The organism is Dinoroseobacter sp. PD6 (assembly GCF_028807315.1).
Lineage (GTDB): Bacteria > Pseudomonadota > Alphaproteobacteria > Rhodobacterales > Rhodobacteraceae > Dinoroseobacter > Dinoroseobacter shibae.
In genome coordinates, this window is record NZ_JARAMN010000004.1 from 359,465 (window position 1) to 374,806 (window position 15,342).

The following is a 15,342-nucleotide window of genomic DNA, read 5'->3' on the forward strand; positions in this document are numbered from 1 at the left end:
GTGATTGCCATGGCGCGGATCGCGCGGAGCGAGGCGGTCTCGACCCTGATGGCGGTGCCGTTTTACGCGGCCTTGGGCCCGCGGGCGGTGCGTGGCCCGTCGGGGCCGCCTGGCCTGACGAAGATCGGGGTTCCGGCGGTGCAGATGCGGCGCGATCCGTGAGGTTTTGCCATGGCTGCGCCTTGGGGCTGCCGTTTTTGCATGGTGCTGTGGTGCGGTTTCAACCCGGAGGGCCCGCCCATGCGCCGCATCTATCCCTGTCTCGCCTTGCCCGTTGCCGGGCTGCTCGCGGCCTGCGCGCCACCGCCGCCGGAGGCGTTTGACAAGCACCCGGTCGGGGCCACCAGCACGGCAATCGCGGCCAAGCGGGCGGAGCAGGCGGCGATTGCCGATTACGTGGAACCGGCGCCGCGCTACGCGTTCAGTTCGGGCGACGGCATGCCGGTCTCGTCCGATCTGGCGGCGGCGCGGGCGATGGAGGCGGGCAGCGCCGCGCCCGGCGTGGCGATGAAGGTCAGCGGAGAGATTCTGGACGTGGCCCAGGTGCGCTATGACGGGCAGGACTTCCTCGTCGGCACGGTGACGGACGGGGCGGCGGCCTTCGATCTGTCGGAAGCGTTCAAGTCGCTTGCACCCTCGGTGACCCTGTGCAGCGCCACGGGGCCGGTCTGGCAGAGCGGGGCGCGCTATGCGGCGGCGTTGAGCTGCCTTTGAGCAAGTTGGCGTGCGCAACGAAAAAGCCGGCCCGAGGGCCGGCTTTCCTGTGTCTGCCTGTCGCTGGGGTTACTCGCGATTGCCGAGGAACTGCAGCAGGAACATGAACAGGTTGATGAAGTTGATGTAGAGGCTGAGCGCGCCCATGATGGCGGACTTGTTCAGCCATTCCTGGTCGCCGTACTGCGCATGCTCGATATACTCGGTCTTGATGCGCTGCGTGTCGTAGGCGGTCAGGGCGGCAAAGATCAGCACCCCGAGGCTGGACACGGCGAAGGCGATCGCCGGGGAGCCGAGGAAGAGGTTGATGATCGAAGCCACGATCAGGCCGATCACGCCCATGAACAGGAAGCGGCCCCAGCTGCTGAGATCCTTCTTCGTGGTGTAGCCGAAGAGGCTGAGCGATGCGAAGGCGATCGCGGTCACGAGGAAGGTCGAGGCGATGGAGACGCCGGTATAGACCGCGAAGATGAAGCTGATCGACAGGCCCATGGCGGCCGCGAAGGTGTAGAAGAACACCTGGGCCGCGGCGGCGGACATCTTGTTGATCATGGCCGAGAAGGCGAAGACCATGATGAGCGGCGCGAACATCACGACCCACTTCATCGGGGTTGCGAAGATCGCGGCGAGCATGGCTTCGTTCGTGCCGACCGCCCAGGCCACGGCGCCGGTGAGCACCATGGCGACGGACATCAGGCCGTAGACCTTGTTGAAATGGGCGCGCAGGCCCTCATCGATCTGCGCGGTGCGCACGCCTGCGCCGGCCGTGCGGATCGTGTCATATTGTGCCATAGAACCCTCCTTGAAAAAGAACGGACCGATGGCGCGGCCCGGTTGGGCTAAATATTGGCCAAGGAGGGCGCATTTTCAAGGGTTCACCCGGGACAATCGGCCCCGGGTGGCCTGCGATTTTCTCAATTTTTACACGGGCTGGGAAAAAATGCGTGTTTTTCGCGCAGGTTTTTGCCGGATCAGCGGCGCCAGCCGGTGGGCACGTCCCAGATCGGGCGCCGGGCTTCGGTCAGGGCCTCGCTGCGGGAGACGCCGATGTCGCGCAGCATCCGGTCGTCGAGATCGCGCAGCGCCCGCCGCGTGCGCCACAGCCCGACAAGCGCGGACAGGGCCCGGCGGGACAGCGACGGCAGGGCGGCCTGGCCGCGGATCGGGCGGGAGAGGGTGTGTGCGGGCATGGGTCTTTCCTTTCCGGAATCGTATGGGTGGAGCGCCTTGTATCGAGTACGTTGATGTATATGGCGCAGCATGATAGATTTTTGAAACGAATGATTGTGATAGCTTAGTTCAAGGAATGTGATGGATGCCACGTAATCTCGACCTGACGGCCCTGCGCTCTTTCGTGTCCGTGGCGGAATCCGGCGGCGTGACCAAGGCGGCGGGGATGCTGAACCTGACGCAATCGGCGGTATCCATGCAGCTCAAGCGGCTGGAGGAGAACCTCGGGCTGGCGCTTCTGGACCGGACGGGGCGGGGGGTGGCGTTGACGCCCACGGGCGATCAGCTGTTGTCCTATGCCCGGCGGATGCTGGCGCTGAACGACGAGGTTTATGCGCGGATGACGGATCATGCCTTCGAGGGGCAGATCGCGCTGGGCGTGCCCCACGACATCGTCTATCCGGCGATCCCGCAGGTGCTGGCGCGGTTCACGCAGGAATTTCCACGGGTGCGGGTCGATCTGATTTCCAGCTTCACGGTGCAGCTTAAGGAATACCTGGCCGATGGGAGCTGCGATCTGATCCTGACCACGGAGGATGCGGCAGGCCCGGGCGGCGAGGCGCTGGTGGAGCTGCCGTTGATCTGGCTGGGGGCGGTTGGCGGTCAGGCCTGGCGCAAGCGGCCGCTGCCGCTGGCCTTCGAGCAGAGCTGCCTGTTTCGCGATTCCGTGCAGCGGGCGCTGGATGCGGCGGGGATCGAGTGGACCATGCGGGTGCAGGCGGAATCGGCGCGCACCATCGAGCCGATCGTCGCGGCGGATATGGGGGTGCATGCGGTGCTGGAGGGCACCGAGCCCGCCCATCTGGAGCGGATCGCCCATGGGGGCGAGTTGCCCAAGCTGACCACGAAGAAGATCGTGCTCTATGGGCACAAGGGCGGGCAGGATCCGGTGCGCGACGCGCTGGCGGGGCTGGTGCGGCAGGCCTATGCGCAGCTGTGATGCCGGGCCGTTGAGGCGCGTGTCCCTGGCGTGCCTCTGGTGCGTGTCGCGTAAACGGTCGAGGGCTGGGGCGTTGGGGATTTGTTGACGTCAGCTGGTCGCGTAGGATGCGGTGACCCAGGCCGCGCGCTGACCTTTACGCTTTGTGCTAACTGAATGACAGACGGCTTCTGGGCCGAGAAGAAGGGCGCTACGCTCCTAAGATGTGCCCACGTTGGGCTGCCATGGTCCTTCAAGGTGAGAGGCCTCGTGATCACCCGGCCATGGGGGCATGGAAATGCAAATGAATTTCAACGGCACTTCTCCGACGTTTCGATATTGGAACGCTGTTCCCACGGGAATATCGATTGAGACACCCGGCACGAGCTGCGTCACCCGGTCCTGCTCAGCGTCGCGCCGCCAGATTTCGCCATCACCTTCCAGTACATACCAGAATTCGCTAACCGTTTCATGGATAGTCGCTCGATTGATTCGACCAGGCGGAACGGTGCTGTGGATCATATTCCCTGTAGTCCCATCCATTATGAAACGAATATCAGCTCCGGCTGGAGATTTCGCGTCGGCCACTGCTGGCAAGATCGTTTCTTTCATGAGCTTTCCCCCGTGAGCGCTGGCTGAGTCTGGCCTGCGGAGGCGTCAAGAAACAAGCTCCAAGATTGGCCTTTCAGGCATCGTGCGGCGAGTTGCACAGTCGTCGGAGTCCGCGACCTACGCCGAGAACATCAGCGTGCGCCAGGCGGTCGAGGGGTGCGGGGGCGTTTGGGGTGGGGGCTGTCATCTGGGGCTTGGGCGCGGCGTGCGGGCATCGGGTGCGGGGCCGGGGAGGCTGTGTCAGGGGGTGATGACGACCTTGCCGGTGGAGCGACGGCTGCGCAGAAGCTCCAGCCCCTCCGCCGCCCGGTCGAGCGGGAGCGTGTGGCTGACATGGGGTTTGAGGCGGCCCTGGGCGTACCAGTCGAACAGCTGCGCCAGGCTGTCGGTGAGGGCGGTCGGGTTGAACTTGAGAAATCCGCCCCAGTAAAAGCCCTGCACCGAGACATTCTTGACCAGCAGGTGGTTGGGCTTGATCTCGGGCAGATCGCCGGAGGCAAAGCCGATCAACAGCATACGCGCCTCGGGCTTGCAGGCGCGGAGCGCCTCGGTGAAGGCCGCCCCGCCCACCGGGTCATAGACCACGTCCGCGCCGCCCAGGGATTTGACCGCCTCGCGCAGGTCGTCGGTGTCGCTGTCGACCAAGTGGTCGGCCCCGGCCTTGCGCGCCTGGTCGAGTTTCGCGGGGCCGCGGGCGCTGGCGATGACGGTGGCGCCCATGAGTTTGCCGATTTCCACCGCCGTCAGCCCGACGCCGCCCGCAGCCCCGAGCACCAGCAGCGTCTCGCCCGGTTGCAGCCGTGCGGTGTGGCTCAACGCGAGGTGGGAGGTGCCATAGGCGATCTGGAAGCCCGCCGCCTCGGTCTCCGGCATGCCGTCGGGCAGCGGGACGCAGCGGGCCGCCGGAAAGACGCCGTACTCGGCCAGCCCGCCTTGCCCGCCGAACACCGCGACGCGGGTGCCCGGCGCCGGCCCGGTCGTGTCGGGGCCGAGCGCGTCCACGGTGCCTGCGACCTCCATCCCCAGGGTGAGGGGCAGGGGCGGCTGCTCCTGGTACTGGCCCCTGGCGATCAGAAGGTCGGCGAAATTCAGCCCGCAGGCCGCGATCCGCAGGCGCAACTCCCCCGGGCCGGGATCGGGGACGGGGATGTCTTCGAGGGCGGGGGGGGCATCATGGGCATGGGTGCGAAAGGCGCGCATCGGGGTCTCCGGGTCAGGGTTGGCGGCACCCTAGCCCGCCGCTGGGGCGACAGCCAGCGCCGTGGCCGCGACGATCCGGGCGTGCTTGCGGGCGGCAAATGCGCAAAACGGGAATCTACCTAGAGATGTATTGCAAAATGCAATGCAAAATGCGAAACACCTATAGGGCGACTCGTACCGACCGGCGATAACCCGCTTGGGGCGCGCCGCGTTAGCACCTTGGCATTTCAGAACTGGTACATTTTCTCAGGGCGAGTCGCCGTTTGTAGTTGGTTTCGGGAATTTTTTTCCAAGGTTGGCGAGCTTGGCATGGTTCTTGCTTGTTAAACCCTCAGGAGAAAAGGAGCGTTCAATGAAACATCCCGTTGATGTCCATGTGGGCAAGCGTGTGCGGCACCGTCGCTGGATGGTGGGCATGACCCAGCAGCAACTGGCCGACAAGGTGGGGATCAAATTCCAGCAGATCCAGAAGTACGAAACCGGGATGAACCGGGTCAGTGCGTCTCGTTTGTGGGAAATCGCGTCCTCCCTTGGTGTGCCGGTGAGCTTCTTCTTCGAAGGGCTGGGCGCGGCACAGGTGGCCCAGACCCACGATATCGACATGCCGGGCGACCTGCTGTCGGACAAGGAAGCGCTGGAGCTCGTCCGCTCCTACTACGCGATCCCCGAGACCCAGCGCCGCCGCCTGTTCGACCTGGCGCGCGTGCTCAGCGACGCGGCCTGAGGCTTGACCTGACCCGGGGCGGTCTGTAGCGCGGTGGAAACATCGCGGAGCGGACCCGATGGGCAAGACAGGCGAAGAGTGGGGCTTTCCGGCGGACCGGCTGTGGCAGGTCGCGGAGGCTCTTGCGCAGGCAGCACGGGGTCCGACCCTGGCGCAGTTCCGGCAGCACGGGCTCGGGATCGAGAACAAGGCTGGGGTGGCCGCGTTCGATCCCGTGACCGAGGCGGACCGGGCGGCGGAGCGCGCGATGCGCGATCTGCTGGCGGTCGAACGGCCCGATGACGGCATTCTCGGCGAAGAGTACGGCGCGCAGGCGGGGACATCTGGCCTGACCTGGGTGCTCGATCCGATCGACGGCACCCGGGCCTATATGAGCGGCACACCCACCTGGGGCGTTCTGATCGCGCTGAGCGATCGCGACGGTCCGCGGATCGGGATCATCGACCAGCCCTACACGGCCGAGCGGTTCATGGGCGGCGCCGGACGCGCGCGCCTCGACGGCCCGCACGGCAGCTTGCCGCTGGCCACGCGCCGGGTGGCGGGCCTGTCCGAGGCCACGGTTTTCACCACCTTTCCCGAGATCGGCACCGCGGCGGAGCGCGCCGGGTTCGAGGCCGTCGCCCGGGCCTGTCGGCTGACGCGGTTCGGGATGGATTGTTATGCCTACGGGTTGCTGGCGGCGGGGCAGATCGACCTTGTGATCGAGGCCGGGTTGCAACCCTATGATATCTGCGCGCCCATCGCGGTGATCGAGGCCGCGGGCGGGATCGTCACCGACTGGCAGGGCGGTCCGGCCCATGGCGGGGGCCGGGTGCTGGCGGCGGGCGGGCCGGAGGTGCATGCCGCCGCCCTGGAGATCCTGCGCAAGGTGCCGGCATGACCGAGATCCTGGTTCGGAATGCCCGGGTGCTGGTCACCATGGACGACGCGCGGCGTGAGCTGCCCGAGTGCGATCTGCGCCTGCGGGACGGGGTGATCGCCGAGATCGGGCCGGGACTGGCCACGGACGGGGCGGAGGTGATCGACGCGGCGGGCTGCGTGGTGACGCCGGGGCTGATCAACACCCATCACCATCTTTTCCAGACCCTGACCCGGGGGGTGCCCGCGGCGCAGGACGCGCTGCTTTTCGGGTGGCTGAAGGCGCTCTATCCGATCTGGGCGCGGATGGGGCCGGAGGATATGCGGGTGTCGGCGGAGGTAGGCCTGGCGGAGCTGGCGCTGACCGGCTGTACGCTGAGTTCGGATCACCTCTACCTTTATCCCAACGGCGTGCGGTTGGAGGATACGATCGAGGCGGCGGCCAATATCGGGCTGCGGTTTCATCCCACCCGCGGCGCCATGAGCATCGGCGAGAGCGCGGGCGGTCTGCCCCCCGACGCGCTGGTGGAGGACGAGGCGGCGATTCTCGAGGATTGCATCCGGGTGATCGACGCCTTCCACGACCCGTCGCCTGGGGCGATGGTGCAGGTGGGGGTGGCGCCGTGCTCGCCCTTCTCGGTCAGCCGGGAGCTGATGCGCGACGCGGCGCTGCTGGCGCGGGACAAGGGTGTGCGGCTGCACACCCATCTGGCCGAGAACGTCGAGGACATCGCCTATTCCGAGGCGCAGTTCGGCTGTCGTCCGGGCCAGTACGCGGAGGATCTGGGCTGGACCGGGCCGGATGTCTGGCATGCCCATTGCGTGAAACTCGATGCGGCGGAGATCGAGCTTTTCGCCCGGTCGCGCACCGGGGTGGCCCATTGCCCGTGCTCGAACTGTCGGCTCGGCTCCGGCATCGCGCCGGTGCGGGCGATGCGGGATGCGGGCGTGCCGGTGGCGCTGGGCGTAGATGGGTCGGCATCGAATGACGCGGGCAGCCTGATCGCCGAGGCGCGCATGGCGCTACTGCTGCAGCGGGTGCAGACCGGGGCGGATGCCATGGCGGCGCGCGAGATGCTGGAGATCGCCACGCGCGGCGGCGCGCAGGTGCTGGGTCGCGACGATCTGGGCCAGCTGGCGCTGGGCAAGCGCGCGGACCTGGCGATCTGGGACGTGTCGGGGCTGGAGGCAGCCGGCGCCTGGGACCCGGTGGCGGCGCTGCTGCTGTCGGGGCCGGGGCGTGTGCGCGACCTGCTGGTCGAGGGACGCGCGGTGGTGCGTGCGGGGCAACTGGTGCATCGGGATGCCCGGGCGCTGGCGGCGGAGCAAGCCCGCCGCCTGGCGAGGTTGATGGCATGAGGCGGGCGCTTTGGGCTCTGGCGCTGGGGCTGGCGGGCTGCAGCGCGCCGCAGGCGCCGACGCAACCCGGGCCGAGCCGCGCGCTGCCCGCGCCGGATCTGATCGCCGCGGTGAACGAGGCGCGGTCGGCCGTCGGCGTGGCAGCCTTGGCCGAAGATCCGGCGCTGTCGGCGGCGGCCATGGCCCATGCCGCCGACATGGCGCAAAAAGGCTATTTCGACCACAGGGCGCCAGATGGCTCCACCCCGCTGCGCCGGATGCGGGCGGCGGGCTACGACGCCTGTTATGCGGCGGAGAACCTGGCCAAGGGGCAGCCGGACGCGGGCAGCGTTCTCGGAAGCTGGACCCGCTCCGAAGGTCACCGGTCCAACATGCTCAGCCCGAACCCCCGCGCCGCCGGGGCCGGACGCGGACCCGGAAACATCTGGGTGCTGACCCTGGCCCGGGCCTGTTGAGCTGCCGCCGCACCTCTCCCCAGGCGTTTTCCTCTTCATTTGTGTAAAAATACTCCGGGGGTGCGGGGGCAGCGCCCCCGCCCCGGCGACGCGCGCCGCGCGGCGCAATACCCACCAGCTCGACGCGCGCAGCGCGGTGCAAAACCTGACAAGTTAACGCGCCGCGCGGCGTACGTTCTCAGCTCACCCGTGCCCCAGCCACCCAGACCCCGGCCACGGCCCGGTCGTCGCCCATCATGATCGTCGGGAACACCGCCTCCCACAGGTCCTCCGCCTCCGCCGCGCGCTGGGCGATGGCCGGGGTGGAGGCCAGATCCAGCGCCACGAGATCCGCCTCCATCCCCACCGCGAGCCGTCCGATCCGGTGGCCGAGCCGCAGCGCCTCCGCCGACCCGGCGGTGGCCAGCCACAACAACTGCGCCGGGTGCAGGGCCATCCCTCGCAACTGCGCGATCTCGTAGGCCGCCGCCATGGTGCGCAGCATGGAAAAGCTCGACCCGCCCCCGGTATCCGTGGCCAGCCCCACCGGGCAGCGGGACGCGAGCCCGGCCATGTCGAAGAGCCCAGAGCCGATGAAACTGTTCGAGGTCGGGCAATGGACCAGCGCCGCGCCGACTTCTGCCAGCCGGTCTCGCTCCCGCGCGGTGAGGTGGATCGCGTGGCCGAAGAGGCCCGTCGGGCCGAGGAGGCCTGCCGCCTCGTAGGTGTCGAGATAATCGCGCGCCTCGGGAAACAGCTCCGCTACCCAGGCGATCTCGTCGGTCTGCTCGGAGATGTGGGTCTGCATCAGGCAGTCGGGATGCTCGGCATAGAGCGCGCCGAGGGCGGCGAGCTGGTCCCGGCTGGAGGTGGGGGAGAACCGCGGCGTGATCACATAGGACAGCCGATCCACCCCGTGCCAGCGCTCCAGCAGCCGCTTGCTGTCGTCATAGGCAGTCTGGGGGGTGTCGCGCAGCCCCTCGGGGGCGTTGCGATCCATGCAGGTCTTGCCAGCAAGCGCCCGCAGGCCCCGGCGCCGGGCCTCGACAAAATAGGCCTCCACGCTTGCGGGATGCACGGTGGCATAGCTGCAGACCGTGGTGGTCCCGTGGGACAGGGTCAGGTCGAAATACCGCGCCGCGCTTCTGGCGGCATAGTCCGGATCGGCGAAGCGCAGCTCTTCGGGGAAGGTATAGGTGTCGAGCCAGTCGATGAGCCGCTTGCCCCAACTCGCGATCATCGCGGTCTGGGGGTAATGGGCATGGGCATCGACGAAGCCCGGCAGGATCAGCGCCGCGCCCAGATCGACCACCGGCAGGGCCGGGTGCGCGGCGCGCAGCACCTCGGCCGGACCCAGTGCGGTGATGATCCCGCCGGTCACGCGCAGGCCACCATGCCGCTCGGTGCGCACGCAGTCCGCCCAGGGGCAGCGCAGGGGATTGTCGGTGAAGGCGAGGGTCTGGCCCAACAGCAGGAAATCGTCCATCCGCGCAGCCTAGGAGCGCTGCCGCGCGAGGTAAATCTGCAAATTTCCCCGGCCCGCTCCCTCGCCATTCGGGTGCGCGGGGGCTATGGTTTGCCCAGATCGCAATGACCCCGGCAGCGGGGCGGCCCGGAGGCGATATGGCGGACAGCCAGGAGCTTGTCGAAGACACCGCGGACGAGGATTACGCCCTGCGCAGGGACGTGGTGGAGACCTTGTTCGATGCGCTGGACGCGGAAGACCCGGCCCGGGTGGCCGAGGTTCTGGAGCCGCTGCACCCGGCGGATATCGCGGACCTGTTCGAGCAGATCGGCGGGTCCCGGTTGCGCGCGCTTCTGGCGATCTGGACCTCGGACGAGATCGGCGCCGTCCTGTCGGAGCTGGACGAGGGCCTGCGCGAGGACGTGATCGACGCGCTGCCCCAGGCGGTACTGGCCGATGCGGTGCGCGATCTCGACAGCGACGACGTGGTCGACCTGGTCGAGGATCTCGATGCGGCCCAGCAGACCGCGATCCTTGACGTTCTGGAGGCGCCGGACCGGGTCGCGGTCGAGCAGTCGCTGCAATACCCGGAGTATTCCGCCGGGCGCCTGATGCAGCGCGAGCTGGTCAAGGCGCCGGAGCATTGGACCGTGGGCGAGACCATCGACCATATCCGGGCCGAGGACGACCTGCCGGAGCAGTTCTACCACGTGATCCTGATCGACCCGCGGATGCGGCCCACGGGCTATGTCACCCTGGGCCGGATCATGGGCGCGCACCGGGATGTGCCGCTGCAGGACCTGACCGAGGACAGTTTCCGCAAGATCCCCGTGACCCAGCCCGAGAGCGAGGTCGCCTATGCATTCAACCAGTACCACCTGATTTCCGCGCCGGTGGTGGATGAAAACGAGCGTCTGGTCGGCGTGATCACCATCGACGACGCCATGGTGGTGCTCGACGAGGAGCATAACGAGGACATTCTGCGCCTGGCCGGGGTGGGCGACGAGTCCGTCTCCGACAGCACCTGGGAGATCACCAGGCAGCGCTTTCCCTGGCTGGGGGTGAACCTGGCCACGGCGATCATCGCGTCGCTGGTCATCTCGCTCTTCGAAGAGGTGTTGACCCAGGTCGTGGCACTGGCCGTGCTGATGCCCATCGTGGCCTCCATGGGCGGGAATGCGGGCACGCAGTCCCTGACCGTGGCGGTGCGGGCGATCGCGACCAAGGACCTGACCGGCTCGAACGCCTGGCGGGTGCTGCGGCGCGAGGTGACGGCGAGCCTGCTCAACGGCGCGGTGTTCGCGGTGATCATGGGGGCCGTCAGCCTGGTGTGGTTCGGCACGCCGGTCCTGGCCGGGTTGATCGCGGTGGCGATGGTGATCAACCTCGGGGTGGCGGGGTTTGCCGGGCTGCTCATTCCGCTGGCTCTCGACAAGTTGAAGATCGACCCGGCCCTGGCCTCGGGCACCTTCGTGACCACGGTGACGGATGTCGTGGGTTTCTTCGTGTTCCTCGGGCTGGCCTCGATGATCCTGCTATGACGGCGCTGGCCCTGGCCAAGGCGGAGGCCCGCAAGACCGGCTTTGCCCGGCGCAAGGTGGCGTTCGACGCGGATCGGGCGGCGGGGTTTGCCGGTGTGGCGGCGGCGACCGAGGTGCTGTGCGACCTGCTGGCGGGGCGGGCGGGGCCGGTGGCGGGCTACATGCCGATCCGGACGGAGATCTCGCCCCTGCCGGCCATGACCCGGTTGGCGGCGGCGCGCGAGATCGGCGTGCCGGTGATCGCGGCAATGGGCATGCCGCTGGATTTTCATCGCTGGACCCCCGGGGCGGAGATGGTGGCGGGGCCTTTCGGCGCGCAGGTGCCCCGCGCCGCGCAGCCCATGGTGCCCGAGGTGGTGATCGTGCCGCTGGTGGCGTTCGATGCCACGGGTGGGCGGCTGGGCTATGGCGGGGGATTCTATGACCGGACGCTGGCGAAACTGCGCAGCACGGGGCCGGTGCTGGCCCTCGGGCTGGCCTATGCCGCGCAGCAGACGGATGCCCCCTTGCCGGTGGAGGCCACGGACATCCCGCTCGACGGGGTCGTGACCGAGGCGGGGGCGCTGGTCTTCGACGGGCTGCGCCATTAGGGCGCTTGCACGCTGCTGCCGCGCGGCATAACGCTGGGCCACATGCGTATCCTGTTTCTTGGCGATGTGATGGGCCGGGCCGGTCGGGCGGCGGTGGCGGAGACCCTGCCGCGGATGAAGGCGGCGTGGAAGATCGATTTCGCCGTGGTCAATGGCGAGAACGCCTCCAACGGGGCGGGCCTGACGCCGGATCACGCCAAGGGGCTGCTGGAGGCGGGGGCCGATTGCGTCACCCTGGGCGATCATGCCTTCGACCAGAAGGACATGCTGCAATTCATCGAGCGGGAGCCGCGGATCCTGCGGCCGTTGAACTACGCCAAGGACGCACCGGGCAAGGGGCACCGGGTCTATACCGCGCCGGGCGGGCGCAAGATCCTGGTGGCGCAGGCGCTGGGCCAGGTGTTCATGAAGCGGCCCTTCGACGATCCGTTCTCGGCGCTCGACACGGTGCTGCGGACCCACACGCTGGGCGGGCTGGTGCAGGCCGCACTGGTCGACATTCATTGCGAGGCCACCTCGGAAAAGATGGGGGTGGGGCATTTCTGCGACGGGCGCGCGTCGGTCGTGGTGGGCACGCACACCCATATCCCCACGGCGGATGCGCAGATCCTGCCCCGGGGCACCGCGTTTCAGGCCGATGCGGGGATGTGCGGCGATTACAACTCGATCATCGGGATGGACCCGGCCGAGCCCTTGCGGCGCTTCGTGACGGGCATGCCCAAGGGACGGTTCACGCCCGCGATGGGGGCGGCGACGCTCTCGGGGTTGTATGTCGAGACTGATGATCGGACCGGCAAGGCAGTCCGGGTCGAGATGGTGCGCCAAGGCGGGCGGCTCGCACCGGCGGGCCCAGCGCCCTTGCCGGACGCGCCGTGAAAACCCGGCTCTGGCTGACGGCGATCCTGGTGGTGCTGGGCGCGGGCTGGGGCATCACCCAACCCCTGAGCAAGATCGCCACGTCGAGCGGGCACGGCCCCTTCGGCCTGGTGTTCTGGCAATTGGCCATCGGGGCGCTGGTGCTGGGGGCGGTGACCTTCGCGCGGGGCAAGGGGCTGCCCCTGGGAGCGGCGCAGATGCGGCTTTATGTCGTGATCGCGCTGATCGGGACGGTCATTCCCAATGCGGCGTCCTACGCGGCGCTGGCAAAACTGCCCTCGGGGATCCTGTCATTGTTGCTGTCGCTGGTGCCGATGCTGGCCTTTCCCATCGCGCTGGCGCTGGGGCTCGACCGGCCATCGCTGGCGCGGCTGGCGGGGCTGGCGCTGGGCCTTGGGGGCGTGGCGCTGATCGTGCTGCCGGGCACGGCGCTGCCGGAGCCGGGGCAGCTGTGGTGGGTGCCTGTCGCGCTGATCGCGCCGCTTTTCTATGCGCTGGAGGGCAACGTGGTCGCGAAATGGGGGCGGCTGGGGCTCGACCCGGTGCAATTGCTGTTCGGGGCTTCGGTGCTGGGCACGGTCATCGCCCTGCCGCTGGCGCTGGGCAGCGGCCAGTGGATCGACCCGCGCCCGCCCTGGGGCGCGCCGGAGCTGGCGCTGATCGCTTCGGCGGTGGTCCATGGCATCGTCTACAGCAGCTATGTCTGGCTGGTGGGGCGCGCCGGGCCGGTCTTTGCGGTGCAGGTGAGCTACCTCGTGACCGGTTTCGGGCTGGCCTGGGCCATGTGGCTGCTGGACGAGCGTTATGCGGGCGCGGTCTGGGGGGCGGCGGCGCTGATGGCGCTGGGGCTGATGCTGGTCACGCCGCGGCCGAAATCAGCCCTTGCCCCCGCCGGTGCCGCTTCGCAGACTGGAGCGGCTGCCCGCGCTGCCCCGGCGCGGCGTAACGGAACCGACCCATGATCGATCTCGGCCTGACCAGTACCCAAGACGCGATCCTCGCGCTTTGCGTGGTGGGGGCGATGTTCGTGCTGTTCCTGCGCGAGATCTATCCGACCGAGGTGGTGGCGATCGGGGGGGCGACGCTGCTCCTGGCGCTGGGGGTGTTGCCTTATGCGGATGCGCTGGCGGTGCTGTCGAACCCGGCGCCCTGGACCATCGCGGCGATGTTCATCGTGATGGGGGCGCTGGTGCGTACCGGCGCGCTCGACTGGTTCACGTCGCTGGCCCAGGCCCGGGCAGAGGAGCGACCCAAGCTGTCGGTGGCGGTGCTGATTTCCTTCGTGGTGCTTTCCTCGGCAGTGGTGTCGAACACGCCCGTCGTGGTCGTGATGATCCCGGTTTTCGTGCAACTGAGCCAGACGCTGGGCATCAAGGCGTCGAAAATCCTGATCCCGCTGAGCTATGCCGCGATCATGGGGGGTACGCTGACCCTGATCGGGACGTCGACCAACCTGCTGGTGGACGGGGTGGCGCGGGCCAACGGGCTTGAGGCGTTCACCATGTTCGAGGTCACGCCCCTGGGTCTGATCGTGGTGGGTTGGGGGATGATCTACCTGACGCTGCTGGGGCCGAAACTGCTGCCGGATCGGGACAGCATGGCGATGCTGTTGTCGAACAAGTCCAAGATGAAGTTCTTCACCGAGGTGGCGATCCCGGAGGACAGCGCGCTGATCGACCGGCCCGTGCGGGAGGTGGAGTTGTTCAAGCGCGAGGGCGTGCGGCTGATCGATGTGCTGCGTGGCGATGCGTCCCTGCGGCGGGACCTGAGCGAGGTGACGTTGCAGGCGGGCGACCGGGTCGTGCTGCGCACGGAGATGGCGGAGCTTCTGAGCCTCAAGGCGGTCCGCTCGGTGGAGACTGCGCAGCCGCCGGAGTCGGCGGTGGACAAGCTGAGCTCGGTGCAGACCACGACCGTGGAGGCGCTGATCACGCCGGGCTGCGGGCTGGTGGGCCGGTCGCTCGGCCAGCTGCGCCTGCGGCGGCGTTACGGGGTCTATCCCCTGGCCGTGCATCGGCGGAACCAGAATATTGGGCGGCAGCTTGACGACCTGGTGGTGCGGGTGGGCGATACGCTGCTGCTGGAGGGCGCGCCGGCGGACATCCAGCGGCTGGCGGCGGATGTGGGCCTGGTGGATATCGCGCAGCCCTCGGCCCGGGCGTATCGCCGCAAGCATGCGCCGATTGCCCTTCTGGCGTTGATCGCGGTCGTGGGGCTGTCGGCGGCGGGGGTGGCGCCGATCCTGATGGCGGCGATCGTTGCGGTGGCGGTGGTGCTGCTGACCCGGTGCATCGACGCGGAGGAGGCGTTTTCCTTCATCGACGGGCGGCTTCTGGCGCTGATCTTTGCGATGCTGGCGGTGGGCGCGGCCCTCGATGCCTCGGGCGCCGTGGCGCTGATCGTGAACGCGGTCGCGCCCAGCCTGATGGCCTTGCCGCCGTTCTTCATCATCTGGGCGATCTACCTGCTGACCTCGGTTCTGACCGAACTGGTGTCGAACAATGCCGTGGCGGTGGTGGTCACGCCCATCGCCATCGGGCTGGCCACCGCGCTGGGCGTGGACCCGCGGCCCCTGGTGGTGGCGGTGATGATCGCGGCCTCGGCCAGTTTTGCCACCCCGATCGGGTACCAGACGAATACACTGGTCTTCGGCCCCGGCGGTTATCGATTCACGGATTTCATGCGGGTGGGCATTCCCCTGAATTTGAGTACAGGACTTATTGCCAGCGCGGTGATCCCGTTGATCTGGCCCCTTTAGCCAACTTGACACGAATGGCGCGAAACGCGCATGTCGACGTATTATTTTCCGGGAATTGGCCC

General features: G+C 68.1%; 17 protein-coding genes. 12 read left to right on the forward strand and 5 right to left on the reverse strand.

All coding sequences use genetic code 11. The features are described 5' to 3' along the window. Together PVW48_RS09840 and PVW48_RS09845 are read left to right on the forward strand one after the other, a co-directional pair. Positions 1–162, forward strand: a complete 162-nt coding sequence (locus tag PVW48_RS09840) for a hypothetical protein (protein WP_274581202.1) — start codon at positions 1–3, stop codon at positions 160–162. A 39-nt stretch (positions 163–201) separates the two neighbouring features. Next, complete coding sequence (locus PVW48_RS09845; protein WP_274581203.1) at positions 202–714, forward strand: hypothetical protein; 513 nt, start codon at positions 202–204, stop codon at positions 712–714. A gap of 69 nt (positions 715–783) precedes the next feature. Here the strand turns inward: PVW48_RS09845 and PVW48_RS09850 are convergent, their stop codons facing one another. Together PVW48_RS09850 and PVW48_RS09855 are read right to left on the reverse strand one after the other, a co-directional pair. After that, positions 784–1,506, reverse strand: a complete 723-nt coding sequence (locus PVW48_RS09850; protein ID WP_012179440.1) for a Bax inhibitor-1/YccA family protein — start codon at positions 1,504–1,506, stop codon at positions 784–786. Between the two features lie 179 nt (positions 1,507–1,685). Then, on the reverse strand, positions 1,686–1,904 hold the full coding sequence (locus tag PVW48_RS09855; protein WP_012179439.1) for a DUF1127 domain-containing protein: 219 nt from the start codon (positions 1,902–1,904) through the stop codon (positions 1,686–1,688). A 125-nt stretch (positions 1,905–2,029) separates the two neighbouring features. Between PVW48_RS09855 and PVW48_RS09860 the strand changes: the two genes are divergently transcribed. Continuing rightward, positions 2,030–2,884, forward strand: coding sequence for a LysR family transcriptional regulator (locus tag PVW48_RS09860; protein WP_274581204.1), 855 nt, complete (start codon positions 2,030–2,032; stop codon positions 2,882–2,884). 198 nt (positions 2,885–3,082) lie between these two features. On the opposite strand, the gene PVW48_RS09865 is transcribed toward PVW48_RS09860, so the two are convergent. Together PVW48_RS09865 and PVW48_RS09870 are read right to left on the reverse strand one after the other, a co-directional pair. Then, complete coding sequence (locus PVW48_RS09865) at positions 3,083–3,475, reverse strand: cupin domain-containing protein (protein WP_274581205.1); 393 nt, start codon at positions 3,473–3,475, stop codon at positions 3,083–3,085. A gap of 240 nt (positions 3,476–3,715) precedes the next feature. Beyond that, the gene (locus PVW48_RS09870; RefSeq protein WP_274581206.1) at positions 3,716–4,675 is read right to left on the reverse strand and encodes an NADPH:quinone oxidoreductase family protein; all 960 of its coding nucleotides are present in this window, start codon (positions 4,673–4,675) and stop codon (positions 3,716–3,718) included. 352 nt (positions 4,676–5,027) lie between these two features. On the opposite strand from PVW48_RS09870, the gene PVW48_RS09875 reads away from it, so the two are divergent. Genes PVW48_RS09875 through PVW48_RS09890 form a run of 4 tightly spaced genes read left to right on the forward strand, consistent with a single transcriptional unit; the run spans position 5,028 to position 8,071 of the window. After that, positions 5,028–5,399 (forward strand): helix-turn-helix domain-containing protein, encoded by a 372-nt coding sequence (locus PVW48_RS09875; protein WP_012179436.1) that lies wholly within the window; start codon positions 5,028–5,030, stop codon positions 5,397–5,399. A gap of 58 nt (positions 5,400–5,457) precedes the next feature. Next, a complete protein-coding gene (gene hisN, locus PVW48_RS09880; RefSeq protein WP_274581207.1) occupies positions 5,458–6,279 on the forward strand; it encodes a histidinol-phosphatase in 822 nt (273 codons plus the stop codon). Then, entirely contained in the window at positions 6,276–7,616 is a 1,341-nt protein-coding gene (locus PVW48_RS09885; protein ID WP_274581208.1) for an 8-oxoguanine deaminase, read from the forward strand. The genes hisN and PVW48_RS09885 overlap by 4 nt, the downstream gene beginning before the upstream one ends. Next, positions 7,613–8,071, forward strand: a complete 459-nt coding sequence (locus PVW48_RS09890) for a CAP domain-containing protein (protein ID WP_274581209.1) — start codon at positions 7,613–7,615, stop codon at positions 8,069–8,071. The genes PVW48_RS09885 and PVW48_RS09890 overlap by 4 nt, the downstream gene beginning before the upstream one ends. Before the next feature lie 178 nt (positions 8,072–8,249). Here the strand turns inward: PVW48_RS09890 and guaD are convergent, their stop codons facing one another. Beyond that, positions 8,250–9,536, reverse strand: coding sequence for a guanine deaminase (gene guaD, locus PVW48_RS09895; protein ID WP_274581210.1), 1,287 nt, complete (start codon positions 9,534–9,536; stop codon positions 8,250–8,252). A gap of 137 nt (positions 9,537–9,673) precedes the next feature. On the opposite strand from guaD, the gene mgtE reads away from it, so the two are divergent. Genes mgtE through PVW48_RS09920 form a run of 5 tightly spaced genes read left to right on the forward strand, consistent with a single transcriptional unit; the run spans position 9,674 to position 15,280 of the window. Continuing rightward, positions 9,674–11,056 carry a magnesium transporter gene (gene mgtE, locus PVW48_RS09900; protein ID WP_012179431.1) on the forward strand — a complete coding sequence of 461 codons (1,383 nt, stop codon included), beginning with the start codon at positions 9,674–9,676 and terminating at the stop codon, positions 11,054–11,056. Then, the gene (locus PVW48_RS09905) at positions 11,053–11,646 is read left to right on the forward strand and encodes a 5-formyltetrahydrofolate cyclo-ligase (protein ID WP_274581211.1); all 594 of its coding nucleotides are present in this window, start codon (positions 11,053–11,055) and stop codon (positions 11,644–11,646) included. Before mgtE ends, PVW48_RS09905 begins: the two co-directional genes overlap by 4 nt. 42 nt (positions 11,647–11,688) lie before the next feature. Beyond that, positions 11,689–12,522, forward strand: a complete 834-nt coding sequence (locus PVW48_RS09910; RefSeq protein WP_274581212.1) for a TIGR00282 family metallophosphoesterase — start codon at positions 11,689–11,691, stop codon at positions 12,520–12,522. Beyond that, a complete protein-coding gene (locus tag PVW48_RS09915; protein ID WP_274581213.1) occupies positions 12,519–13,484 on the forward strand; it encodes a DMT family transporter in 966 nt (321 codons plus the stop codon). Before PVW48_RS09910 ends, PVW48_RS09915 begins: the two co-directional genes overlap by 4 nt. Continuing rightward, positions 13,481–15,280, forward strand: coding sequence for an SLC13 family permease (locus PVW48_RS09920; RefSeq protein ID WP_274581214.1), 1,800 nt, complete (start codon positions 13,481–13,483; stop codon positions 15,278–15,280). Before PVW48_RS09915 ends, PVW48_RS09920 begins: the two co-directional genes overlap by 4 nt. Positions 15,281–15,342 lie beyond the last annotated feature (62 nt).